At 66.4% G+C, this 22,490-nt stretch carries 21 protein-coding genes; 8 read left to right on the top strand and 13 right to left on the bottom strand.

Going from position 1 to position 22,490, the window contains the following annotated elements; genetic code table 11:
• Nucleotides 1-263 precede the first annotated feature (263 nt).
• From AC5O77_RS01755 to AC5O77_RS01735, 5 genes are all read left to right on the top strand, one after another.
• Nucleotides 264-857 carry an outer membrane beta-barrel protein gene (locus AC5O77_RS01755; RefSeq protein WP_197583812.1) on the top strand — a complete coding sequence of 198 codons (594 nt, stop codon included), beginning with the start codon at nucleotides 264-266 and terminating at the stop codon, nucleotides 855-857.
• A 477-nt stretch (nucleotides 858-1,334) separates the two neighbouring features.
• Nucleotides 1,335-1,700 (top strand): hypothetical protein, encoded by a 366-nt coding sequence (locus AC5O77_RS01750; protein WP_197583808.1) that lies wholly within the window; start codon nucleotides 1,335-1,337, stop codon nucleotides 1,698-1,700.
• Nucleotides 1,701-2,298: 598 nt separating this feature from the next.
• Nucleotides 2,299-2,973, top strand: coding sequence for a fimbrial protein (locus tag AC5O77_RS01745; protein ID WP_478057439.1), 675 nt, complete (start codon nucleotides 2,299-2,301; stop codon nucleotides 2,971-2,973).
• A 31-nt stretch (nucleotides 2,974-3,004) separates the two neighbouring features.
• Nucleotides 3,005-3,718: a fimbrial biogenesis chaperone gene (locus AC5O77_RS01740; RefSeq protein WP_100468627.1), complete on the top strand. Its 714-nt coding sequence runs from the start codon at nucleotides 3,005-3,007 to the stop codon at nucleotides 3,716-3,718.
• A 95-nt stretch (nucleotides 3,719-3,813) separates the two neighbouring features.
• Nucleotides 3,814-4,902, top strand: coding sequence for a DNA glycosylase AlkZ-like family protein (locus AC5O77_RS01735; RefSeq protein WP_478057438.1), 1,089 nt, complete (start codon nucleotides 3,814-3,816; stop codon nucleotides 4,900-4,902).
• A 338-nt stretch (nucleotides 4,903-5,240) separates the two neighbouring features.
• Here the strand turns inward: AC5O77_RS01735 and AC5O77_RS01730 are convergent, their stop codons facing one another.
• The 5 genes from AC5O77_RS01730 to AC5O77_RS01710 all read right to left on the bottom strand — a co-directional run bounded on the left by AC5O77_RS01730 (nucleotide 5,241) and on the right by AC5O77_RS01710 (nucleotide 10,684).
• Nucleotides 5,241-5,519 carry a DUF3325 domain-containing protein gene (locus AC5O77_RS01730; RefSeq protein WP_478057437.1) on the bottom strand — a complete coding sequence of 93 codons (279 nt, stop codon included), beginning with the start codon at nucleotides 5,517-5,519 and terminating at the stop codon, nucleotides 5,241-5,243.
• Nucleotides 5,516-7,126, bottom strand: coding sequence for a PepSY-associated TM helix domain-containing protein (locus tag AC5O77_RS01725; protein ID WP_478057436.1), 1,611 nt, complete (start codon nucleotides 7,124-7,126; stop codon nucleotides 5,516-5,518). Before AC5O77_RS01725 ends, AC5O77_RS01730 begins: the two co-directional genes overlap by 4 nt.
• Nucleotides 7,123-7,422: a DUF3649 domain-containing protein gene (locus tag AC5O77_RS01720; RefSeq protein ID WP_197583796.1), complete on the bottom strand. Its 300-nt coding sequence runs from the start codon at nucleotides 7,420-7,422 to the stop codon at nucleotides 7,123-7,125. The genes AC5O77_RS01725 and AC5O77_RS01720 overlap by 4 nt, the downstream gene beginning before the upstream one ends.
• Before the next feature lie 52 nt (nucleotides 7,423-7,474).
• Complete coding sequence (locus tag AC5O77_RS01715; RefSeq protein ID WP_478057435.1) at nucleotides 7,475-9,652, bottom strand: TonB-dependent receptor; 2,178 nt, start codon at nucleotides 9,650-9,652, stop codon at nucleotides 7,475-7,477.
• 195 nt (nucleotides 9,653-9,847) lie between these two features.
• Nucleotides 9,848-10,684: a siderophore-interacting protein gene (locus AC5O77_RS01710; protein WP_012511171.1), complete on the bottom strand. Its 837-nt coding sequence runs from the start codon at nucleotides 10,682-10,684 to the stop codon at nucleotides 9,848-9,850.
• Between the two features lie 169 nt (nucleotides 10,685-10,853).
• Between AC5O77_RS01710 and AC5O77_RS01705 the strand changes: the two genes are divergently transcribed.
• Nucleotides 10,854-11,462, top strand: a complete 609-nt coding sequence (locus AC5O77_RS01705; RefSeq protein ID WP_478057434.1) for a TetR/AcrR family transcriptional regulator — start codon at nucleotides 10,854-10,856, stop codon at nucleotides 11,460-11,462.
• Nucleotides 11,463-11,722: 260 nt separating this feature from the next.
• Here the strand turns inward: AC5O77_RS01705 and AC5O77_RS01700 are convergent, their stop codons facing one another.
• The 4 genes from AC5O77_RS01700 to AC5O77_RS01685 all read right to left on the bottom strand — a co-directional run bounded on the left by AC5O77_RS01700 (nucleotide 11,723) and on the right by AC5O77_RS01685 (nucleotide 15,263).
• The gene (locus AC5O77_RS01700; protein WP_423162313.1) at nucleotides 11,723-12,649 is read right to left on the bottom strand and encodes an ABC transporter six-transmembrane domain-containing protein; all 927 of its coding nucleotides are present in this window, start codon (nucleotides 12,647-12,649) and stop codon (nucleotides 11,723-11,725) included.
• A gap of 188 nt (nucleotides 12,650-12,837) precedes the next feature.
• Nucleotides 12,838-13,914, bottom strand: a complete 1,077-nt coding sequence (locus tag AC5O77_RS01695) for an ATP-binding protein (protein ID WP_478057433.1) — start codon at nucleotides 13,912-13,914, stop codon at nucleotides 12,838-12,840.
• Between the two features lie 3 nt (nucleotides 13,915-13,917).
• Entirely contained in the window at nucleotides 13,918-14,688 is a 771-nt protein-coding gene (locus tag AC5O77_RS01690) for a response regulator (protein WP_478057432.1), read from the bottom strand.
• The gene (locus AC5O77_RS01685) at nucleotides 14,685-15,263 is read right to left on the bottom strand and encodes a hypothetical protein (RefSeq protein WP_478057431.1); all 579 of its coding nucleotides are present in this window, start codon (nucleotides 15,261-15,263) and stop codon (nucleotides 14,685-14,687) included. The genes AC5O77_RS01690 and AC5O77_RS01685 overlap by 4 nt, the downstream gene beginning before the upstream one ends.
• A gap of 236 nt (nucleotides 15,264-15,499) precedes the next feature.
• Between AC5O77_RS01685 and AC5O77_RS01680 the strand changes: the two genes are divergently transcribed.
• Together AC5O77_RS01680 and AC5O77_RS01675 are read left to right on the top strand one after the other, a co-directional pair.
• On the top strand, nucleotides 15,500-16,681 hold the full coding sequence (locus AC5O77_RS01680; RefSeq protein WP_478057430.1) for an efflux RND transporter periplasmic adaptor subunit: 1,182 nt from the start codon (nucleotides 15,500-15,502) through the stop codon (nucleotides 16,679-16,681).
• A 2-nt stretch (nucleotides 16,682-16,683) separates the two neighbouring features.
• Nucleotides 16,684-18,627, top strand: coding sequence for a MacB family efflux pump subunit (locus AC5O77_RS01675; RefSeq protein ID WP_478057429.1), 1,944 nt, complete (start codon nucleotides 16,684-16,686; stop codon nucleotides 18,625-18,627).
• An 83-nt stretch (nucleotides 18,628-18,710) separates the two neighbouring features.
• On the opposite strand, the gene AC5O77_RS01670 is transcribed toward AC5O77_RS01675, so the two are convergent.
• From AC5O77_RS01670 to AC5O77_RS01655, 4 genes are all read right to left on the bottom strand, one after another.
• Nucleotides 18,711-20,414 (bottom strand): sensor domain-containing diguanylate cyclase, encoded by a 1,704-nt coding sequence (locus tag AC5O77_RS01670; RefSeq protein ID WP_478057428.1) that lies wholly within the window; start codon nucleotides 20,412-20,414, stop codon nucleotides 18,711-18,713.
• A 120-nt stretch (nucleotides 20,415-20,534) separates the two neighbouring features.
• Nucleotides 20,535-20,729 carry a hypothetical protein gene (locus tag AC5O77_RS01665; protein WP_005413550.1) on the bottom strand — a complete coding sequence of 65 codons (195 nt, stop codon included), beginning with the start codon at nucleotides 20,727-20,729 and terminating at the stop codon, nucleotides 20,535-20,537.
• Nucleotides 20,729-21,364 carry a DNA-3-methyladenine glycosylase gene (locus AC5O77_RS01660; RefSeq protein WP_478057427.1) on the bottom strand — a complete coding sequence of 212 codons (636 nt, stop codon included), beginning with the start codon at nucleotides 21,362-21,364 and terminating at the stop codon, nucleotides 20,729-20,731. Before AC5O77_RS01660 ends, AC5O77_RS01665 begins: the two co-directional genes overlap by 1 nt.
• Nucleotides 21,365-21,436: 72 nt before the next feature.
• Complete coding sequence (locus AC5O77_RS01655) at nucleotides 21,437-22,396, bottom strand: cation diffusion facilitator family transporter (protein WP_478057426.1); 960 nt, start codon at nucleotides 22,394-22,396, stop codon at nucleotides 21,437-21,439.
• Between the last annotated feature and the right edge of the window lie 94 nt (nucleotides 22,397-22,490).

Raw genomic sequence — 22,490 nt, 5'->3', positions numbered from 1 at the left:
CTGCCCGGTCGTCTGTGCCGATACCACCTATCACGTGGCGAGGTTCCCTTGTCGCGCTCATGAGATAAGGCAGGTCCTGTGGGCGACCAAGGCGAGGGCAATCGCTGCGTGATCGCACGGGTGGCAGTGTCCGCCAGCTGGCTGCACTTATCTGAACCGTAGTGTTTTTTCGTGAAGTTGGCAGGAGAGTTCGTACTTGTTCTATACCCTTGTTGCTGGGGCGCGTCGATTCTGGCCGCTCCATCAACCCGGAACCGCGTCGCATGACCAAGAAGTCCCTTCTATCTTCAGTTTTCATTTCGCTAACAATGCTGTCTACGGCATCCTTCGCGACCCAGGCCGCCGATCGTGATGGCTTGTACGCCTTTGGAGGCGTCGGCGCCACGGCCCCGAATGGAGATCTGTCGTACGAGGGCACGTCCTTCGAGCGCAGTGACATCGTGACCAGCCTTCAAGCCGGCGCCGGCTACCGTTGGAATCGGCACCTGGCCATGGAGGTGGAAGCGCATTCCACGCTGGGTAAAGCAGACCTGCAGGGTCTCGGAGAGGTAGGAAGCTACGGTGTGCGCGCCGGTGTGCTGGGCATCCTGCCGCTGGGCGATCGCTTCGAGCTGGTCGGCAAGGTATCGCTGGGCAACGAACGCAGCCACTGGACCGAGGGCAGCCTCAAGCCCTACCGCGTGACCCTGAACCAGTGGAACCTGGGCTTGGGCATGGGCGCGCGCTACTGGTTCAACGATGCCACCGCGCTGCGGCTGGATCTGGAGGGCCTGAGCCATGGCAGCTACCGGGCGGGGCCCAGTCGCGGTGAGCTGGATATCGGTTCGGTAACGCTGGGTTTGCAGCACCGGTTCTAAGCGTTGCGCTGCCGGCGGCTTGTCGCCATCGGCTGGGCGGATGACTCGCATGGCGCTCGCCGACGAATAATGAGCTCTGCAGATGCGGGGGCGTAGACGCCTGCTTTCAATGACGCAACATATTGAAAGTACGGGCTGATTGTCGATATGCGACAATTCCGCTCCTGCGTGACATCACAGTCTGCATGCGCCGATTGCTTGGCGTCCACCGCCTTCCTGTGCGCATGATGCATTGCCACCGGAAAAGGGTGGCCGGGCCTGGAAACCCGTCGAGTAAGTGCTGTTTACGCTTGTCAGCCGGCGCCGCTTTCTGCGGCGCCGGCTGGCATTCCGTTCGCGTCTTAATGGCGGGCGGTGCGTGGAGGTGGGCGAAAGCGCACCTGCCCGGGTATAGCACTCACTCGCGGGTTTCCAGCCACGTACCGTCCGCCACCTTTGTTAAGGGGCGGTGCCGTATGCCTTGCACGGAGACCTGCCATGAACGCAACGGATATTCCCCATCTGCGCGCCCAGTACGCCCCGGCCAATGCAGATGAAGTCGACACCGCAACGCCTGACCCCAATAGTTTGATTGCCCTGCTGCACCAGATTGGTCTGGGTGCGGCGGCTGACGGTCAGCCCTGGCCCGAGCGTCATCAACTGCCGGGGCGATGCCTGGCGCTGGCCGATGCCGATGGAGCGTTGGCCGGCCTGCGCATCGTGCAGGAGCTTTTGCTGGCGGCCGAACGCGCCCGGCAGAATGGCGGCCCGGAGCACTACGTGGGCGACCGCGTGATGGAAGGGTTGAAGCTGGCTGCCTTGGCGTTGACCAGCCATGCCATCTTCCGGCTGCAGCCGGAGTAGCTCTTCTCCGGTACAAGCCGAGTATGGCGATGTCGGTCGTCATGGCCGGCATCCTTCGTGCCGTCGCACGCGACGTGGCAACGGCACCTGCCGTTGCCTTCGGCTTACATGCGACGCAGCCCGGCAGATGCCTGCCTCGCGCCTTGCGGGCGCGTGATGGTCGGCGAGCGAGGATTAGGCTATAAGCACCGTATTCAACCGGCCATCGTGCGCTATGACACCTATCACCCGTCAGCGAACGTCCACTGCGCCCAGGGGGCGGCGCCCCCGCACTGTCCCGCGCGGCATGTGGTGGGTGGTGTTGGCACTGCTAGGTGCGCCCGTGCTGGCCCAGGCGACATGCTGGCGAGGAGGGGGGAGCTCTACATTGCCGCCCCCAGCCCAGGTCACGTTCAGCGCCCGCGGCGTGGAGGTGGGTGGGGCGTTGACGCCTTGGCTTCCGGTCAACAACGGAGCGCCCACCGGTGACTTCCAATGTAACCGTAGCGAATGGATCAAACACTGGGCGACAAGTACTGGCGCTTTCCTGCCTGGTCTTCGCTATGCGGAAAGCGGGTCCCAGTTCGTGGTGTACCCCACCGGCGTGGAAGGGGTGGGGATGGCGTTCTTGGTCGAACACTCCCGGGACAGGCGCGGCACGCCATTTGCGTTGGGTGATCGCGACGTGGACCTCTATCAATCTGAAAGTGGCACCGATACCTTCGGAACCCGCATCATGATGAAGTACATCCGTACAGGTGATATCAAAGGTGGCACCGTTGGTACGTCAGGCGGGATGATTGTTCAATCGCGAATCCTTGACTATAACGACAGGCTGCTTGTGTCGGTGAACCTCCAGATTGCGGCCAACGTACTTCAGATCCAGGACCGGCCCAGCTGCAGGATGCGGACGCAGGAGGTGCGGATGCCCACGCTTTCAATGGCCGCGTTCAAGGGCGTTGGCACCCATGCCGGGCAGCGCAGCTATGAGCTGCTGTTGGACTGCGAGGGCGGCGTGGGCCAGGTGGATTATCAGGTGGTACCGACAACCCCTGTACTCAACAGCGCGCAGGGTCTGGCGGAAGCTACTGGTGGCGTGAAGGGTGTGGCCTATCAATTTCTCAATGAAGATGGCTCACCGATGCGCTTCTATGGTTCGGATGTCTTTGGTTACGGGTCGTCCAATGCGGAAGTGCTGCGCAAGACCTTCGGCGTGCGCTACCAGCAGACAGAGCCCACCATTACACCGGGCGCGGCCAATGCAGGCCTTGTCTTCAGCTTGACCTTCCCCTGATGGTCCTCCACGGCCTGGAGCCCGCGCAGCCATGAAGCCCTCGTTCCCGCATCTCCTGTTGGTAGCGCTGCTGGCGTTCTGTGCGCCTGTCCATGCGGAAGTCTCCGTGCTGGGAACCCGGGTGGTTTACCCGGCAGAGCAGCGTGAGGTGGGTGTGCCGCTCAAGAACGAAGGTGCGCGCGCTTCGCTCCTGCAGGCCTGGATTGCCGATGGCGATCTCGAGCAGAAACCGGAAGCGTCCAAGGCGCCTTTCATCCTGGACAAGCCGCTGTTTCGGCTGGAGCCGGGGCAATCGCACATCCTGCGCGTGCGCAGTCTTCCTGCGAAGGCGCCCAAGGACGACCGCGAGCATCTGTACTGGTTGAATGTGGTGGATGTGCCGCCGCGCGAGGCGACAGCCGACGAGAATGCGGTGCAGGTGGCCATTCGTTTTCGGATGAAGGTGCTCTACCGGCCCAAGGGCCTGGGCGCGCCGGTGAACCCCGTCGCCCAGGTGAGCATTCGCCAGGCCCCAGACGGTCTGGTGCTGCATAACGCGGCACGGCATTACTTCAATGTGGCCGAAATGACGTTGGTATCCGCCAGCGGCGAACGTTCGCTTGATCCGTTCTATCTTGCGCCGGGCGAGTCGCGCACACTGGCCTTGCCGGAAGGCTTTGCAGGTCCGCTGAGCAGCATCCGCTACAGCTGGGTGGATGATGAGGGTGCGCTGCATCCGGAGAGCGCGGCGGTACCAACCCTGTAGCCGAGCCCATGCTCGGCTGCTTGGTCCCTGGGGCAGCCGAGCATGGGCTCGGCTCTACTGGACGGACCACGCAACGACGGGAATACAATGCGGCCATGCCTGCCACGCCCACCCTTGACGATCTGCGCCGCCACGCGGTGGCGCGCACGCTGTTCAAACCCAGCACGCTGCTGACCGCGATCCGGCGCCTGGGCTTCGTGCAGGCCGACCCGATCCGGGCACCCGCTCGCGCGCAGGACCTGACCCTGCGCCACCGGGTGAAGGACTATCGCGCCGGTGACCTGGAGCGGCGCTATACGCGCCTGCCGGTGGAAGAGGATTGCCTGGTGAACTACGGCTTCCTGCCGCGCGAACATCTGGCGCTGATGCATCCGCGCGTGTCCAAGCGCGAATGGGACGCCGAGACCCAGCGCCGTGCGGCGGATGTGCTTGCGTTCGTGCGCGAACGTGGCAGCGTGCATCCGCGCGAGGTCGATCAGGCCTTCGCGCATGGTCGGGTGACCAACTACTGGGGCGGCACCAGCAATGCCAGCACGCACCTGCTGGATGGCATGCACTACCGCGGCCTGCTGCGCGTGCAACGGCGCGACAGCGGTACGCGCATCTATGCAGTGGTCGAACACGCCGAGGCGGATGCCAGCGAGCAGGCGCAGATTGAACGCGCCGCGGCGCTGATCGACCTGGTGGTGCGCAAGTACGCGCCGCTGCCATCGGCCAGCCTGACCTACCTGGTGCGCCTGCTGGGCTATGGCGCACCGCATCTGGCCGAGCAGACCCGGCAGGCGTTGATGCTGGCCAGGCAACAGCTGGCCAGCTGCACGCTGGACGGCACCACCTGGTACTGGCCGGCCGATGAGAATCCGCGCTCGCGCCGCCACGCACCGGATGAGCAGGTACGCCTGTTGGCCCCGTTCGACCCGGTGGTGTGGGACCGCCGCCGCTTCGAGCTGCTGTGGGGCTGGGTCTACAAGTTCGAGGCGTATACGCCTGCGCCGAAGCGTCAATACGGCTACTACGCACTGCCGGTGCTGTGGCACGACCAGGTGGTGGGCTGGGCCAATCTCAGCGTTCGCGAGGGTGAGTTGGCGTCCAGCGTGGGCTATGCCGGCAAGTCGCTGGCCCGCGACAAGGTATTTCGTGGCGCGTTGGAAGATGAGCTGCAGCGCATGGCCGCTTTTCTGTAGAGCCGAGCGGCGCATGGGTGCCTGTAGGTCCAGGTAGTCGCCAACCTTGGTTGGCGCTGGATTCCACCGGTGCCCACCAAGGTGGGCAGCTACCAAAGCAACGCCGCTCAGGCCCGGTAGTCGCCAACCTTGGTTGGCGCTGGCTTCCATCGGTGCCCACCAAGGTGGGCATCTACCAGAGCAACGCTCCTAAGGCCCGGTAGTCGCCAACCTTGGTTGGCGCTGGCTTCCATCGGCGCCCACCAAGGTGGGCATCTACCGAAGCAACGCTCCTAAGGCCTGGTAGTCGCCAACCTTGGTTGGCGCTGGCTTCCATCGGTGCCCACCAAGGTGGGCATCTACCGATCCCGCCGCCCATGCGCCACCATCGCCACCACCACAACACCTGCGGCCACGCTGGTGTGCCCGGACAAAGCGGCCAGACCAAAACCCACCCCCATCCCGCGCATCGCGAACACGGTGCTGAACACCAGCAGTGCCCAACCGATGGCCCGCAGCTGTTGCGTTGCCTGCGCGCTCAGCACACGACGCAACACCTCCCGCTGATGGCGCTCCATCACCAGCGCCAGGCAACCGAACGCGGCCAGTGACAGCAAGAACAGAATGACGTGGATCATGCGCTGGCCTCGGAAACCGCATTGCGTGACGCTGCAGACGGCCGAGCGCGTTTCACCTTCGGCGCATGTCGCCAGGTGCGCCAGGCCAGCAGCGTGTGCAGGGCGGCCAATGCCAGCAGGGTCAGGTCGGTGCCGGCAAACGCCCAATCACCCGTCGCCAACGTGCGCCACAACGGATGTGCCGTAGTCATCGCCGTCAGCACCGGCAGCAGTGCCAGCAGCAACGCCGCCAGCAGGAACTGTTCAATCCACGCTCGCTTGGGTGTACGCAGCGTGGCATGCACGAACGTGCCCGCCCAGACCAGGAAGAACACATGCACCTCCCACGCCGCACGCCCGTCCATGGCAACGGGCAGCAGGCGGTTCGCCCACAGGTAGGCGGTCATCGCCACCGACAGGCCGGCGACGGTGGCGATGTTGAGACGCTCGACCAGGCGGAAGCCGAAGTAGGGGCGCTGCGGATCGGGCAGCTGCGCACGGCGTTTGACCGTCCACAGCACCAGCCCGGTGCCGACCATGGCGGTGCCGGCCAGGCTGACGATGAAGTACAGCCAGCGCAGGGCGGCATCGGCGAAGCGGCCAAGGTGCAGGCCATACAGCACGCCCTGGGTATCGGCGGCGACGCCCGAGTGCTCCTTGACCTGCAGCAACTGCCCGCCGCTGCCGTCGAACAGCAGATAGTTCGGGGTGGTCGAAATACGGCTGGACTGCGCACGCACCACGGCCACGCGTGCGTTCTCGTCGCCGGGATTCTGCACCTGCACGCTGCCCACCGCGCCGGCTCCCCAGCGCTGCTCGGCCTGCTGCACCAGTGCACCGACGTTGGTGAGCGGAGCAGGGTGGCCGGCGGCCTTCTGCAGTGGCAGGAACAGGCGCATCTCGCTGACGACCTCGGCCTGCTGGCGCTTGTCCGGCAGCTTGGCCAGGCCCCACGGCATGTACAGTACCGCCAGCATCACCAGGCCGCTCCAGGTGATCATGAAGTGGAACGGCAGGCCGAGTACCGACAGCGCCGCGTGTCCATCCAGCCAAGAGCGCTGGCCCTTGCCCCAGCGGAAAGTGAAGAAGTCGGCGAAGATCTTCTTGTGGGTGATTACGCCGCTGACGATGGCGACCAGCATGAACATCGCGCACAGGCCGACGATCCAGCGGCCCCACATCGCCGGCATGTAGTGCAGGTTGAAGTGGAAGGCATAGAAGAAGTCGCCGCCGCCGGTGTCACGTGCCTGCAGCGGTGCACCGGTGCTGGCGTCGAACAGGCCCGAGTCGAAGCCATGCCGGCCACGCCCGCCCGGGCTGGCCCACATCGCCGACACCCACGGCATGCGCGTGCTCGGCAGGCTGAGGTTGATCTGGCTGGCCGCAGGCGTGTCGGCCATGATCGCCGTGACGGTACGCTGCGCAACCACAGCGGCGTCCGGCAACACGGACGGTGTGGCGATTTCCGGGCGGGTGTAGCGCGAGAGCTCGTCGCGGAAGTAGCTGGCGGTGCCGGTGAGGAACATCGCGTACAGGATCCATCCGGCCAGCAGCCCCACCCAGATATGCAGGTCGGACATGGTCTGGCGGATGCCGCGTGGCTTCGGAGTGCGATCGACCTTGCTCATGCAGCGCCTCCGTTGCCGACCGTCTGTGCGATCAACCACAAGGGCAACGCGACGAGGAGCAGGCCCAGCCACGCGCGCCACGCCGAGCGCACCGCGAACACCCAGACCACGACGCCGGCGTACAGCAGGAAGCTGGCCAGCATGCCAGTGAACACGGCCTGGCGACCATCGATGGGCAGCGCCAGTGCCGCGATGCTGCACAGTGCGGCCAGCACATAGCCGCCGAACAACGCGGCGATGATGCGTGAGACCAGGGGCAGCCAGGTCAGCACGGAGGCGGTACGGGAAACGGTCAAAGCACTTCTCCAGGGCACCACGCGCAATGGCGTGGCGCCCTTGAAACGAGGATCAGAAATCGATGGTGGCCGACAGCAGGGCGGTGCGTGGCGTACCCAGCCCCGAGCCGAGGCTGCCCGCCCAGTACGCCTTGTTGGTCACGTTCTGCACGGTGGCACGCAGTACCAGCGGATGGCCGGCCGCTTGCGTCGCATAGCGGGCACCGAGATCGAACACGGTGCGGCCCGCCACCCACTGGCTGTTGTCAGCAGTGATGTAGCCCTTGGACAGGCTGACCGCGTTGCCGGTGAGGGTGAGGCCGGCCACGGTCGGCACGTCCCATTCGACGCCCAGCTTGCCCTGCCATTGCGGTGTGGCCGTCGCCAACCGGCCTTCGTTGATACCGCCCTGGGTACGGGTCAGCTTCGGCTGCAGCCAGCCGATGCCACCGAGCACGCGCAGCTGTTCGGTGGCCTGGCCGAACACGGTCCATTCCACGCCCCGGTTGCGTTGCTGGCCTCCGAACGAGAAGACATTCGTGGTCGGGTCGGTATAGGAGCTGGGCTTTTCGATCTCGTACACGCTCAATGCGCTGGCCAAGCGGCCGAAGTCGAGCTTGGCACCGACCTCGCGCTGGCGGGTCTTGAACGGCGGGAACACGTCGCCCGCGTTGGCGGCGGTTGCCGGGGCGGTGCTGCCCTGGCTCAGGCCTTCGATGTAATTGGCATACAGTGACAGGCGGTCGCTGGCCTTGAACAGCAGTGCACCGGCCGGGGTGTTGGCGCTGGCGTCGTAGCGTGCGGTGCGCTTGCCTGTGCCGCCATCGAAGGTATCGCTGAGCACGGTCTGGTGACGGATGCCCAGGGTCAGCTGCACACGATCATCGATGAAGGACAACGTGTCGGCGATGCCGAAGCTGGTGGTGCGCACTTCCGCGGTCTTCGGCAGCGACGCATCACTGAAGCTGCGGTCGATGGCAGGGCCCCACTGCGGGTTGTAGATATTGGTTACCCAATCGCGGGCCAGCAGGTTGCGCTTGAAGCCGAACTTCTGGTCGTGCTGGTACCAGGCTGCACTGATGGCCAGCGCGTGATCGACCGCGCCGGTGCGGAAACGCGCCGACAATCCGGCTTCGGCGGTGTCCTTGCTGTAGATGAAGCGTTGGTGGGCGAAGTTGTTGCGGAAGTCGCCGGCGGTGTTGGTGATCAGCGTGGTGGCACTGGCGATGGAGTCGAAATCGGTATGGCCGTGGCCGTAGCTGGCATGCGCCTGCAGGTAGTCATTGATGTCGAACGACCAGCGCAGTGCGGCGGCCTGGTCCTTGACGGTGCTGAAGGTCCAGTCCGGTGCAAACAGGGTGCTGGCTTTCGGCGGGCGGGGCACGGCCAGGCCGGGCGCCAGCGAGACGCCACGGTTGAGGCCATCCACATGGTCGCGGCTGCTGAACAGGTCCAGCGACACCTGCGAGCGCTCACCACGCCAGTCCAGGCCGAGCGATGCGAGCTGCGTCTTGTGCTGCTGGTGGTTGGTGGCGGTGTCGCCGTCGCGGTGCACGGCATTGAGGCGCACGCCGAACTGCTTGTCCGCGCCGAAGCGGCGGCCGACATCCAGGTGGCCGCCCCACTGCGCGTCGCTGCCGTAGCTGGCGGTGAAGCGGGTCAGCGGCGTGTCGCCTGCACGCTTGGGTACCACGTTCACCGCACCGCCCACCGAGCCACCGGGCGGCATGCCGTTAAGCAACGCGGACGGGCCCTTCAGCACTTCGATGCTCTCGGCCAGTTCGGGAGTGACGCGGTAGTAGGGGATCAGCCCGTACAGGCCACCAAAGCCGATATCCGACGAGGCGACACCGAAACCGCGGACGTTGAAGTAGTCGGTGATGCCACCGCTGGAGCCACTGCTGTAGACGCTGGGGTCGGTCAGTGCGATGACCCGCACCAGGTCCGGCGCCTGGATGTTGTCGATGAATTCGGCGGTGTAGCGGGTGGTGTTGAACGGCGTGTCCATGAAGTCGAGCTCGCCGAGCAGGCCGACGCCGCTGCCGCGCGTGACCTGGCCGCCGGCGTAGGTATCGGTGGGTGCGGTCTTGTCGGCGCGCACGTTCACGGTGGGCAACTGACGGGCGCCATCGGGTGCATCGTTGGCGTGCGCGGCGATGGCGATCAACAGGGTGGGCAGCAACGCTGCACGGGCGGCCAGGGACAGCGCCGAGCGGCGTGGGAGGGGCAGGGTTCGCAGGGGGAGGGACATGGCGGTTCTCGTGTGGTGGGTCGTGCGATCGGCCAGCACGGCGCCGTCTGTGACCTGCAGGGGCAGGACGACGCGGGCTGTGGAATGGCTGGCAGAGGGCACGGCACTGCCGCTGTGGCAGTGCTGCACGCGAGGTGCGTGGGCGATCTGTGGCTGGGTGGAACGAAGCGCGGGGCGCGGATACTGCGGGGTGGATCAGATATCGTCGGCGAGGTCGTCGAGGTCCTGCAGGCCACCGCCGCGTGCCAGCACGCGCTCGTAGTTGCGGCGGCGACGCTGGTCGGTCTCGGTGGTGGTCTCGCCACGTTTCCAGTAGCCGGCCACGGCAACGTCGCTGCGTGGCAGGCCGACCGTTTCGATGAAGTGGCGGCGCAGGGCACGCATTTCCTCGCGCTCGCCGGCCGCCCAGACCGTGCTGCCGGGCTCCGGCCGCAGTTGGCGCGCCTGCTGCAGCAACGGCACGTCACCGGTGGCGAGGCGGAGCACGCGGACACCTTCAATGGCGGGCAGTTCGTCTACCGGGAATGCATCATCCGAGGCGATCCAGGCCTCTGCGCGCAGGTCGGCCGGCCACTGCTGCAGCAATGCAAACAGGGCAGGGATGGCGCTTGGGTCGGCGAACAGGAGGGCGCAGGTGCCCTCGCGCTGCGGTACCTGCAGATGGGGGCGCGGTCCGGTCAGATCGAAGGCATCACCGGGGCGCAGCGCACGTACCCAGGCCAGCATCGGCCCCGGCGCCTCGTGCAGCACTACGTCCAGGGTGAACTGGCGGGTGTTGGGATCGAGGCTGCGCACGGTGTAGATCCGTGACACATCGCCGAACGTGGCGCCGAGCTGGATGCGCACGGCGGTGTTGGCACGCTGCCAGGGCGCGAGTTCTGCATGTTCCGGCAGCTGGACCACGAGGCGCAGCAGGCTGGCGCACGGCTGTGCAACCGCGACCACCTGGACCTGCAGCGCCTGCAGGCCGCGATCATGATCGGCGCCGCGCAGCGGACCGGCCGGGGTGATTGAAGTGGGGGACGCGGACATCGACAACGATCCTGGACACTGCGAATGCGAATTAGTTACATCATAGTAAACTAAATTGACCGTGTCGCAACCTGGGGCTGCCCAGGGCGCGCGGGGTGCGTTGACCACTGCGTCGCTGCGGACCACCATGACAGCCCTTGCCCGCGCATCGCGCAGGAGCCGTTACCGCATGGCTGCACCGAAAAAGACCGCTGCCCGTGGGCGACCACCCAGCATCACCCGCGAGCGCATCGCCGACGCCGGCATTGCCATGACGCTGCCGGGGCTGAGCTTCGTGGGCGTGGCGGCGGCACTGGGGGTGAGCCACATCGCGCTGTACAAGCATGTGGCGAATCTGGCGGCGCTGCGCGAGCTGGTGGCCGAGGCGATCTTCGAGCGTTGGCAGGCGCCGGCGCTGGATGCCGCTGGCCGGCGCAGCATCGAGGAGGATCTGCGTGCGTTCCAACGTTCACTGCGGACGCTGGTGGACGGGAACCCGGGGCTGGCGCCGTTCCTGGTCAGCCACGGCGCGAAGACACCGGAGATGCTGGCGCGCATCCAGCGTCACCATGCCGAATTCAGCCGCGTGCATGATCTGCCGCTCGAGCAGGCGGCGTGGCTGCTGTCGACCGTGGCCTATCACGCCGTGGCGTTGGCCGACACCGTGTACTCACGCCATGCGGTGGTGGATACCACGCGACGCCCGCTGGATCGGAAGGCGCAGGAGGCCGAGTTCGACCGCAGCATGGAAGCGTTGATCATCGGAGCGTTGGCGATGTGCGGGCGCACGGCAACGTAGTGGCCAACCTTGGTTGGCACCGTTGCCCCGGTAGTCGCCAACCTTGGTTGGCGCCGCGATACATCGTTGCCCACCAAGGTGGGCGTCTACCGGTCAAGCGGCGTCCTTGCGCTCAGCATCCTCCATGCCGGGGCTGACGCGGCGGCCGATGTCCTTCAGCGAGGTAACCGCCAATCCTGGTTGGCACCGTTGCGCCGGTAGTCGCCAACCTTGGTTGGCGCCGCTATACATCGTTGCCCACCAAGGTGGGCAGCTACCGGTCAAGCGGCGTCCTTGCGCTCCGCATCTTCCATGCCCGGGCTGACGCGGCGGCCGATGTCCTTCAACCGCGCCAGCTGATCCACCATCGACGGTGCATCATCCAGGCTGCCGACGAACGTCCACAGATAGGTCATCACCGCGTACACATGACCCGGCGTCACACCGTCGGTGGTGGCGAGACGGCCGATCGTCAGCGCGAACAGCACCGCTGCCGCTGCGCCAACAACCACGAAGGCACCGGCTTCGCGATCGGAGAGCAGGATACGCAGCCGCGACAGCGTGGTGTAGTGGCGACGCAGCACCGAAGGACTGACCCGGTCGACCAGGCGGATCTCATGCTCCAGCCGGTTGTTCAGTCGCCCATGCAGCTGCTCGTTGCGGCGTGCGAACGACGGCAGCAGCAACAATGCACCCAGCAGTGCGACCAGGCTTGCAGCGCCCACCAGCGGTTCGATCGCCAGCAGCATCGCTGCTGCACCAAACATTGATACCAGCGCGGTGGCGATGATAGGTACGTGCTTTTCGAAGAAGTCGACGAACTCACGGGCCAGCACAACGCGTGCGGCCGAGGTGGAGGTGGCGTGGCCCAGCCTGCGCTGCGCCTGCACCACGTTCACCGCCAGGTCGGCATAGATGCGGGTGAAGGTACGGGTATCGACCGCACGGCGGGCAGCACCGACCAGCCAGAACAGCAGTACCACGCCGGCGTAGGAGATGGCGTGGCCGATGTTGCCGCGGATGATCGCATCCACCGCGAAGCCGGCAAACAGCGGATACGCCAGCAGCAGCGCATTTTCCAGCGCCACCAGCGAAAAGGTGCCGGTGAGCTGCCACGGATAGGTTCGCAGGATGGCCTTGAGAGTGGCGGCCGCGTTCTGCTGGCCGATGCTGCCGGCGGCGGCCGCCGGATCGTGTGGGGGTTTCATGGGGATGCCTGGGTGGGTCGGAGTCAGGGCAGGGGACGGATGCCTGCCATCTCCCGGATCGCGCCCAGTATCTGCAGCCCTTTGGAGAAGGCATGGAGGGACGATGGAGATTGCGTGGAGAAATCGGCGCCGTTCAGCGATGCGAATGTCCACCAAGGTGGGCCGCTACCAGGGCAGTGTCTACCGCCTCAACGGCGGGCATGCACCGGCCAGCGGATTTCGAAGGCACTGCCACCACGTTCGGTGGCCCGGCATAGCGCTGTTCCGTGATGGGCCACGGCAATCGCACGCACCACGGCCAGGCCAAGCCCGGAGCCACCACTCTGCCGCGAACGCGAGACATCGGTGCGCTGGAAGGCCTCGAAGATGCTGTCGCGCAGCTCGTCCGGCACGCCGGGTCCGCCGTCCTCCACGGCTACGGTGCAATGGCCTTCGGCCAGGGTGACGGCTACCCGCAGCGGACACGGAATGGCATGCCGCCGCGCGTTCTCCAGCAGTGCCAGCACGGCCTGGCGGATACGTGCGGGATCGCAGTCGGCCAGCGAAGGTCGTGCGTCCAATGTCACCGAGAAATCACTCTCGGTCAGTGCCTCGGACATCGCTTCAACCACCGCGGCCACCTGCACACTGACATCGCTGCGCTGCAAGCGAAGATCCAGATGACCACTCTCGGCCAGGCTGACCACGCGCAGGTCCTCGATGATGCGGGTCAGGCCTTCCAGCTGGGTGAGCATGCTGTTGAACTGCTCAGGCCCCGGCTCGAACACGCCTTCGGCGATGCCCTGCAGGCGGCCGCGCAGGATGGTCATCGGCGTGCGCAGTTCATGCGCGATCGCCGCGTTCCAGAACACCCGGTTCTCGGACATCCGGCTCAGCCGTTCTGCCATGGAGTTGAAATCGCTGACCAGCGTGGCCGCTTCGGCCATCGTGGTATCACCACCGCGCGCACGAGCTTCCAGATCGCCACTGGCGACCCGGCGCAGGCTTTCGGCCACCGAATTCAACGGCGTGATGATGCGCCGGGTCAGGCGCGAGGCGACCAGCGTGGCGAAGATGACGACCACGGTGGCGGTCAATCCGATCCACAGCCATTCCAGCCCGGACGGCATGATCGTTTCCGGCTCGTCGTACCAACGTGGATAGAACACCTCCATGAGGTAATAGAACAGGTAGAAGCCGCTGATCGACAGCACCGTCGAACACAGCGAGGCCACCGTGATGGACAGCGTGATCTGGCGTCCGATGCTCTTGCCTTTGGGGTTCATCATTCAGTCCAGGAAGCGGTAGCCGACGCCACGGATGGTGGCGGGAATGCCGATGACGCCGACATCCTCCAGCTTGCGCCGCAGTTTGCTGACATGGCTGTCGACTGTGCGTTCCTGCGCATCGCCTTCGGGCAGGCAGGCATGCAGCAGATCCACCCGCGCATGCACCTGCCGCGGCGCGCGTGCCATATGCACCAGCAGCCGGAACTCGGTGAGGGTGAAGTTCAGCTCGTGCACCTGCTCGCCATGGCGCACGGTCACCTCGTGGCTGCGCAGGTCGATCTCGAAGGGCCCTTGGCGGATCAGCCCGTTGGGCGCTTCGACCAGGGGCCGGGAACTCCGGCGCAGCACGGCCTGGATGCGGGCGACGATCTCGGCCGGATTGAACGGCTTGGCCACGTAGTCGTCGGCGCCCACGCGCAGGCCGGTCAGCTTGTCCACGTCCTGGTCGAGCGCAGTGAGCATGATGACCGGGGTGTTGCCGATCCGTCGCAGTTCGCTCAGCACCTGCCAGCCATCCAGTTTTGGCATCTGCACATCCAGCAGCACCAGGTCCGGACGCAGTTGGCGGTGGCTGGCGAGTGCCGCCTCACCGTCGGCGGCGCGGGCGCTGCGCAGGCCGGAACGGGCCAGGTAGGCACTGAGGATGTCGGCGATTTCGCCCTCATCTTCGGCAATCAGCACCAAGGGTGCCTGTCGGGTACGGAGATCGTTCATTGCGTGATGCGGATTCGGGGCAAGGGTGGGCAAGGGCGGGATCTGGGGCAGGGTCATCGTCGGCACTGCATGTCCTGCGCCTCTTCGTTGGCAGCCCAGGCCAGGGTGGCCAGCACCAGCGTGCGCCGCAGACTCGGTTCCACTGCACCTGCGCCGCGCAGCTGCTGCAGCATCAGGGTGGACACCAGGGTGGACACCGCCGCCGGCAGCTTGCTCCAGCGCGATGCCATGGGAGTGGCATCTACCCGGGCCTGCAGCCGCAAGGCCATGCCCAGGATGGCGCGCAGGCGCAGTGCCAGCAGGGCGACGACCACGAGAGTGGCTAGGGCGAGCAGCAGATGCAGGGTGGCGTCGGCGACCGGGTGCGTTGCCGCCCAGACCGCCAGACCAATCAGCGCCAGCGACGCGAGTGCGCCGGAACGGCCAGTGCCACCGGGCCCATCGCTGCGGAACCCCACCAGGGCGGCCGCCCCGAAGCCCGCCAGCAGCGGGGGTAACGGATCCGGCGCGGCCAGCATCCAGCAGGTGGTCGATGCCAACACGACGGCGATCAACCACGGCGAAGGCGCACACCACGCCAGGTAGGCACGGCGCACATCGATGGGTGGCAGGTCTGGATGGGAAAGGGACACAGCAGGCGGGCAGTCGGCGAGGCCGACGAGGCTAGCGACCGTTGATGGAGACTCGGTCGAGATTGTGTCGAGATTGCGTGGACGCAGGCCGCAGCATTCAGGCGCGGGGCTGTTGCCTGAACGGCTGCCGCGCCTCCATGCAATCTCCACAGTGGCTCCAAGAAACGTCCATCCGCGGCTTCCAGACTGCGGTTTCGGCGGTCGCACTGGGCGACTGCACGCAGCCGGGCGTTTCGATGAGCAACCGCAGGACCTGGATCATTGCCGCTACGGTGGCCACATTGGCCGCCGGCGCTGGATGGTGGGCGTTTGCCGGCGGCGATGATGCCGCGCTGATCACCGCACCGGCAAGGGTGGCGGATCTGGAGAAGACCGTACAGGCGGTCGGCCGGGTCCATCCCAAGGAGCTGGTAGCGGTGGGTGCGCAGGTGTCCGGCCAGGTGAAGCGCCTGCATGTAGTGCTGGGCCAGCGCGTACAGGCCGGTGACCTGATCGCCGAGGTCGATTCGCAGCCGCAGCGTATCGCGCTGCGCAGTGCCGAGGCGGCCACCAACACGCTGCGCGCCCAGCATGCCGCCAGCCAGGCCCGCTATGCGCAGGCCAGCCGTGCTTACCAGCGGCAGTCGCAGCTGGTGGCGTCGCGCCTGGTGTCACAGGAAGGTTTCGAAGCCGCACGCGTGGCGCGCGATGCGGCACGCTCAGAGGTGGCCGCGCTGCAGGCGCAGATCGACCAGGCCGTGACCCAGGTCGAGACCGCACGGATCAACCTGGGCTATACCCGCATTGTTTCGCCCAGCGACGGTTACATCGTGGCCATCGTCACCAAGGCCGGGCAGACGTTGAACTCGATGCAGACCACGCCGACCATCGTGATGCTGGCGCAGATGGATACGATGACCGTGCGCGCCGAGATCGCCGAGGCCGACGTCGAGCTGGTGGCACCGGGGCAACCGTTGTGGTTCTCGACACTGGGGCCAAGCGGCCGCCGCTATGAATCCCACCTGCAGCAGCTGGAACCGGCGCCCTCCTCGATTGCCGACGTCGCCACCGGCAATGCGGGTGGCTCTGCGCAGACGCCGAAGGCGGTGTACTACGCCGGCCTGTTCGACGTGGCCAATCCCGGCCTGAAGCTGAAGCCCTCGATGACGGTGAAGGTGACCCTGCAGCTGGCGCGGGTCGCCAACGCGCTGCAGGTACCATTGACGGCGCTGACCGATTCGGATGGCAAGGACGGCAGCCGTGGAACCGTGCGCGTGGTCGATGCCAAGGGCCGCCCCCAGGAACGTGCGGTGACGACCGGCCTGCGCACCGCCACCGCCGTGCAGATCCTGTCCGGCCTGCGCGAGGGCGAGAACGTGGTGGTCGGCCAGGCGCCCAGCGGCGGCGAATCCGAACCGACCAGCCTGCTGGGGATGTGAGCATGGCCGACGCACTTCTGGAACTGCATGGCGTATCGCGCGCCTATCGCTCGGCCGCCGGCGAGGTGGTGGTGCTGAAGGACGTTTCGCTGCGCATCGATGCCGGCGAGTTCATCGCCATCATCGGCCCCTCGGGCTCGGGCAAGTCCACGCTGATGAACATCCTTGGCTGCCTGGACCGGCCGACCGAGGGCAGCTATCGGGTGAACGGCGAGGCCACCGAGCAGATGGCGCCGGACGCGCTGGCACGCCTGCGCCGCGAGCATTTCGGCTTCATCTTCCAGCGCTACAACCTGATGGAGAACCTGAGTGCCACCGAGAACGTGGCGCTGCCGGCAGTCTATGCCGGCGTGGAGGCGGACGTGCGCACTGCGCGTGCACGCACGCTGCTGGAAACACTGGGGCTGGGCGAACGCACCGCGAACCGGCCGAGCCAGCTGTCCGGAGGCCAGCAGCAGCGCGTGTCCATTGCCCGTTCGCTGATGAACGGCGGCGCGATCGTGCTGGCCGATGAACCCACCGGCGCGCTCGATCACGCCAGTGGCCAGCAGGTGATGGCCGAGCTGAAGCGGCTGCATGCGCAGGGCCACACGGTGATCCTGGTGACACACGATGTGGCGATTGCCACCAACGCGGCGCGGGTGATCGAGATCGCCGACGGCCGGGTGGTGACCGACCGCGGTGAGCGGGGATCGCGTGCTGTGGTTGAAGCACCCGGGACCGAACGCGGCGCGTCGCCGGTCACCGAGCGCCGCGCACGCATGGATGCGGTTCGCGAAGCCGCGCGGATGGCCGTGCGCTCGATGCTGGCCCATCGCCTGCGCACGCTGCTGACCATGCTCGGGATCATCATCGGCGTAGCGGCCGTGGTGACCGTGGTTGCGCTGGGCAAGGGTGCACAGGCGCAGGTTGAATCACAGATCAACGAACTGGGCGCCAGTACGCTGGAGATCTTCCCGGGCGCGGATTTCGGTGACCCGCGCTCGGCGGAGATCGAGACACTGGTGGTGGGCGACGCGGACCATCTTGCGGCGTTGAGTTACGTGGACAGCGTGAGCCCGAACCTGAGCGGATCGGTGGCAGCGCTGCAGGGCAACCGGCGTGCCAACACCCAGGTGCTGGGCGTGGGGGCCGACATGCCCCGCGTGCGTGGGCTGCGGCTGAAGGCCGGCCGCTTCTTCACCGACGCCGAAGTGGATGCGCACCGTGCCGTGGGCGTGGTCGACCAGAAGGCGGCCAAAGCGCTGTTCAGCGGCAGCCCGATCGGCAGCACGGTGCTGCTGGGCGGCATGCCGGTGGAGGTGATCGGTGTGGTCGGGGCCAATGCGTTCGCTGGCGGTGCAACCCCGACGGTCTACGTGCCGTATACCTCGGCGGCCTCGCGGCTGCTGGGCAGCGAGCGCCTGGAGAGCATCACAGTACGGGTGCGCGACAACGTACCGACCACCGCCGCCGAAGCCTCGCTGGCTGCCGAACTGCAACGCCTGCATGGGCGGCGTGACTTCTTCATCTACAACGCCGATCAGATCCGCAAGGCGGTGATGAAGTCCAGCCAGACCATGGCGGCCCTGGTCTCCGCCATTGCCGCGGTGGCGCTGGTGGTCGGCGGGGTGGGGGTGATGAACATCATGCTGGTGTCGGTGAAGGAGCGCGTGCGCGAGATCGGCGTGCGCCTGGCGGTGGGCGCGCGGCAGGGCGACATCCTGCGCCAGTTCCTGATTGAAGCGGTGTTGATCTGCCTGTTCGGTGGTGTGCTGGGGGTGCTGTTCGCATTCGGCGTGGGGGCGCTGTCCAGCCTGCTGTCGCTGGGTGTGCCGTTCCTGTTCACGGCGGGGCCGGTGCTCGCCGCGCTGGCATGTTCGTCTGCGATCGGGCTTGGCTTCGGCTACTTCCCGGCGCGCAGCGCGGCGCAGCTGGACCCGATCCAGGCGTTGGCAGCGGAGTAGGCGCAAGCCCGGTGCGGGTATCTGTGGAGCCCAAGGGAACGGCAGGGGCCGTTGCCTTCGGCTCCACAGGAGCAGCCTCAGGATCAGGGACGCGGATGCGTGCGCACGCGTGCACGCTCGCGATACAGGCGGCTGTCGGCGCGCTGCAGGGTGTCGGCCACCGTCTCGCCGGGTGCATGGTGGGTCGCGCCCAGCGAGAAGGGCGTGGGTGACTGCCCGGCATGCTGCGCATACCACTGCTCCAGCGCGGCCAGCCGTCCCGGTTCCGGTGCAGTCAGCACCACCATGAACTCGTCGCCACCCATACGCACTACGCTTTCCATTGACCCCAGTGGAGCGCGCAGGAAGGCGGCGAACTCGACCAGCACCGTGTCACCCCGTGCATGGCCCTGGGTGTCGTTGATCTGCTTGAAATGATCCAGATCGAACATCAGGCAGGCCCAAGGCTGGTCGATCAGTTCGTCCAGGCGGGGCAGGAAGCGGCGGTTGTAGCTCTGGGTGAGGGGATCCTTGAAGGACATCTCGCGCAACTGCTGTTCCTGCATCCGCAGTGCGGTGACGTCCTGCGCATGGCCGAGCACGTAGGGTGGGGTGGCCTCGTTGTCGAGCACGTTGTGATACGCCCAGAAATGCCGGGTACCATCGGCGGCGATCAGCTCGATGACGCCGGCATCGGTGTGGTTGACTGCGATGCGTTCCAGATACGCCTTGAACGCGACCCGCTTCTCCGGCGGCATCAGGTCGCACAACCTGCGCCCGATCATGTAGCTCTCATCGAAGCCCAGTGACTGCACAGCCGCTGGGTTCACCGAGGTCAGCACGCCCTCCAGCGTGTGCGTGCAGATCAGGCCAAGGCTGTAGTGGAACAGCCGCCGGTAGCGGGTTTCGCTGGCTTCCAGTGCATCCAGCGCGGCGCGCTCCTCGGTGATGTCCTGTATGGCCCCGACCAGCCGCGGCCGGCCATCGACCTGCTGCCGGCCTCCAACCACGCGGGTCCAGATGGCTCGTCCGTCGGCGGTGGTCATCGGCAGCTGCACCTCCCACGACGTGCCTTCATCGATGCAACGCTGCACCGCCGTGCGGATGATGTTTCGGCTGTCCTCGCGATAGAACGAGAGCGCGGTGTCGAGCGTCGGTTCAAAGTTGCTGCGCACGCCGTGGATCTGCTTGGTTTCGCGGGTCCAGCGGACCTCGTTGCTGACCAGGTCCATTTCCCAGCCACCCACCCGGGCCGCGCGGTTGGTGCGCTCCAGGAAGTCCTCGCTGCGCTTCAGCTCACGATGCAGGGCCTTGGCCTGGCCGACCTGTGCCATCAAGGTGCTGCGCTGTTCAAGCACCTGGGTGGTGACCCGGGCCAGATGCACCATCAGTTCGCGTTGCGAAGGCGACAGCACACCGGGCATCGGGTCGAGCAGGCACAGTGTTCCTATGCGCGCGCCATGCGCCGAGCCCAGCGAGATGCCCGCGTAGTGGCGGATGCGCGGGCCGCCGGTGACCAGGGGATTGGTGGAGAAGCGAGGGTCCTGGCGCGCGTCCGGAATCTCGAACAGCGTGTCCTGCTGTATGGCATGGGTGCAGAATGAAATCTCGCGCGCGGTTTCGCTGACACCTTCCAGCCCGATGTTGGCCTTGAACCACTGGCGCTCGTCGGCCACCACCGAGATCAACGCCATGGACATGCCGGTGGCGGCGCGGGCGGCGGCGACGATGGCATCGAACACCGGCTCCGGGGGCGTATCCAACAGGTGCAGTCGTTCGATTTCGAGCAGTCGTTCGGCTTCGTCCATGGCGCTTTTCAGGGCTGGGTGGCGAGGGCGGTTGCGGCGGCTGTCTGGCGCTAAGCTAGTGCACGCGCCGTTATGTATCGCCACGGCGGGGTGATGCGGATGTGAGGTGGGCGCGCCGGCTCAGTGCTGTTGCAGCGATGCCTGCAAGGCGGTGGCCAGAGCGGCGTCTCCGGATACCAGGTCCTGCCAGCGCAGTGTGATGCCCTTGCGCCGCCCCTTCTCAACCAGCTTGAGGCCCTCAGGCGCCACGGTGAGAGTGTAGGGTTGGCCGTCGATGTGCAGTTCGCGGCGCAATGGTTTGTCGAGCGGGGTCATCATCGTTTCCTCGCTGGGGCGGAAGCGCGACGTGGCTGGATCGATACGTGACGGTGATCACGGATGTGCCAACGCCAGGGGAAATCAACAGCGCGGGTGATGCCGATGCGGGGCCCAACCACTGGATCCTCCGGCGGCGGCACGCCATCGCTGGCGATGACAATGCCGTGGTTGCCGGTCACCAGATCAGCGCCGTCGAAGCTGCGGTCCAGCCCGAAGGCCTGCGAGAGCTTGCCGGGCCCGCTGGCCAGATCGTGGTCGCGGCGCGCGGCGGGGCGCAGTTCGCGCATGTGCTCCAGGCCCGCCAGCGGCTCGATGGCCCGCAGCAGCACCGCCACGCCTTCACCCACTTCGCCGCAGACAACGTTGCTGCCCCAGTGCATGCCGTAAGTGAAGTAGACATACAGGTGGCCGGCCTCGCCGAACATGCTGGCCGTGCGCGGGGTCTGCCCGCGATAGGAGTGTGCGGCCGGATCGACACTGCCCGCGTAGGCTTCGACTTCAACGATGCGACCGGCCCGGCCATCGTCACGGACCAGGAGTTTGTTGAGCAGCTCGGGCGCAACCTCGACGGGCGGGCGCCGATAGAAGCTGCGGGGGAGGATCTGAAGAGCGGCGGGCAACCAATCCGGCACGGTAGAGGCAGGCTCGGGTAAACGGTGATGGCACTGTGGCACCAAACAGGTGAAACGGGCGCAGACGCAGTGTCATTCCTGCGCAGGCGGAGCGGCCTGTGCCGCGCGGCGGGAGGCATAGACCTCGGGTGTCTGCGGCTTGATGAACAGTGCCACCAGTTCCGGATACTCGCGCTTCACGGCTGATTCGATGCGGGTGATGCACGCCTCGATCTGGGGTGTCTTCCGGTCATCCTCGAACTCGGCGCTGAGCATGGCCACGACCTGTTCGGGGCCCATCTGCATGGTGGTCACACCATTTGCGCGGCGCAGGTCCGGGTCCGTTTCGGCTACCGCCATGATCCGCTCGGCTACGGCCGGGTGGGCCGGCTCCCCGACCAGCAGACCCTTGGTCTCACGGGCCAGAAGGAAGGCGGTTGCGGCCAGCACGCCAGCAATGCACAGCGACGCCACACCATCAAGCACCGGCATGTCCAGCATCTGGGCGGCCACGAGCCCGATCAGTGCGAAACCCAGGCCCAGCAGGGCCGCGCTATCCTCCAGCAGCACGGTGAAGGTGGACGGGTCCTTGCTGCGACGGAAGGCTTCGAAGTAGCCCAGTTTGCCCTTGGTACGCCGGAACTCCCGTAGCGCGACCCACCATGACGCCCCCTCGAACAGGATGGAGATGCCCAGCACGCTGTAGCTCAACGCGTGGTTGGTAGCCGGCTCCGGCCGGCGGATGTGCTGGATGCCCTCGTAGGCCGAAACACCGGCGCCGGCGGCGAACACCAGCAGGGCGACGATGAAGCTCCAGAAGTACAGCTCGCGGCCGTAGCCGAACGGATGCACGGGGTCTGGCGCCTTGCCGGCGCGGCGCAGACCGTACAGCAGCAGGAGTTCATTCAACGTGTCGACCAGCGAATGCACGCCCTCACTGAGCATGGCCGAGCTGCCGGAGATGCCGGCAGCAATGAACTTTGCGATGGCAATGGCCAGGTTGCCCGCGAGGGCGGCGTAGATGACCAGACGGGAACCGGTGGGGGCAGACATCAAGGCAAGGGGGAGGGCAGGTGGATGCCCGATCTTCCGGACGGGCATGTCCCCGGGATGTGCAGGTGTCCGATGTGCCGGGGCCCGGCAGGCG

This window comes from Stenotrophomonas sp. INTA L402-1, from assembly GCF_059295135.1.
The sequence above is the reverse complement of the archived record's forward strand: the minus strand, read 5'-3'. Positions and strand labels throughout refer to the sequence as shown.

What these genes read in the sequence shown, in the direction of transcription:
- AC5O77_RS01710 (WP_012511171.1), bottom strand. Translation starts at nt 10,684, where the DNA reads ATGTCCGCGTCCCCCACTTCAATCACCCCGGCCGGTCCGCTGCGCGGC.
- AC5O77_RS01680 (WP_478057430.1), top strand. Translation starts at nt 15,500, where the DNA reads ATGAGCAACCGCAGGACCTGGATCATTGCCGCTACGGTGGCCACATTG.
- AC5O77_RS01725 (WP_478057436.1), bottom strand. Translation starts at nt 7,126, where the DNA reads ATGAGCAAGGTCGATCGCACTCCGAAGCCACGCGGCATCCGCCAGACC.
- AC5O77_RS01665 (WP_005413550.1), bottom strand. Translation starts at nt 20,729, where the DNA reads ATGACCCCGCTCGACAAACCATTGCGCCGCGAACTGCACATCGACGGC.
- AC5O77_RS01735 (WP_478057438.1), top strand. Translation starts at nt 3,814, where the DNA reads ATGCCTGCCACGCCCACCCTTGACGATCTGCGCCGCCACGCGGTGGCG.
- AC5O77_RS01755 (WP_197583812.1), top strand. Translation starts at nt 264, where the DNA reads ATGACCAAGAAGTCCCTTCTATCTTCAGTTTTCATTTCGCTAACAATG.
- AC5O77_RS01690 (WP_478057432.1), bottom strand. Translation starts at nt 14,688, where the DNA reads ATGACCCTGCCCCAGATCCCGCCCTTGCCCACCCTTGCCCCGAATCCG.
- AC5O77_RS01715 (WP_478057435.1), bottom strand. Translation starts at nt 9,652, where the DNA reads ATGTCCCTCCCCCTGCGAACCCTGCCCCTCCCACGCCGCTCGGCGCTG.
- AC5O77_RS01670 (WP_478057428.1), bottom strand. Translation starts at nt 20,414, where the DNA reads ATGGACGAAGCCGAACGACTGCTCGAAATCGAACGACTGCACCTGTTG.
- AC5O77_RS01740 (WP_100468627.1), top strand. Translation starts at nt 3,005, where the DNA reads ATGAAGCCCTCGTTCCCGCATCTCCTGTTGGTAGCGCTGCTGGCGTTC.
- AC5O77_RS01655 (WP_478057426.1), bottom strand. Translation starts at nt 22,396, where the DNA reads ATGTCTGCCCCCACCGGTTCCCGTCTGGTCATCTACGCCGCCCTCGCG.
- AC5O77_RS01730 (WP_478057437.1), bottom strand. Translation starts at nt 5,519, where the DNA reads ATGATCCACGTCATTCTGTTCTTGCTGTCACTGGCCGCGTTCGGTTGC.
- AC5O77_RS01705 (WP_478057434.1), top strand. Translation starts at nt 10,854, where the DNA reads ATGGCTGCACCGAAAAAGACCGCTGCCCGTGGGCGACCACCCAGCATC.
- AC5O77_RS01695 (WP_478057433.1), bottom strand. Translation starts at nt 13,914, where the DNA reads ATGAACCCCAAAGGCAAGAGCATCGGACGCCAGATCACGCTGTCCATC.
- AC5O77_RS01745 (WP_478057439.1), top strand. Translation starts at nt 2,299, where the DNA reads ATGGCGTTCTTGGTCGAACACTCCCGGGACAGGCGCGGCACGCCATTT.
- AC5O77_RS01700 (WP_423162313.1), bottom strand. Translation starts at nt 12,649, where the DNA reads ATGAAACCCCCACACGATCCGGCGGCCGCCGCCGGCAGCATCGGCCAG.
- AC5O77_RS01750 (WP_197583808.1), top strand. Translation starts at nt 1,335, where the DNA reads ATGAACGCAACGGATATTCCCCATCTGCGCGCCCAGTACGCCCCGGCC.
- AC5O77_RS01675 (WP_478057429.1), top strand. Translation starts at nt 16,684, where the DNA reads ATGGCCGACGCACTTCTGGAACTGCATGGCGTATCGCGCGCCTATCGC.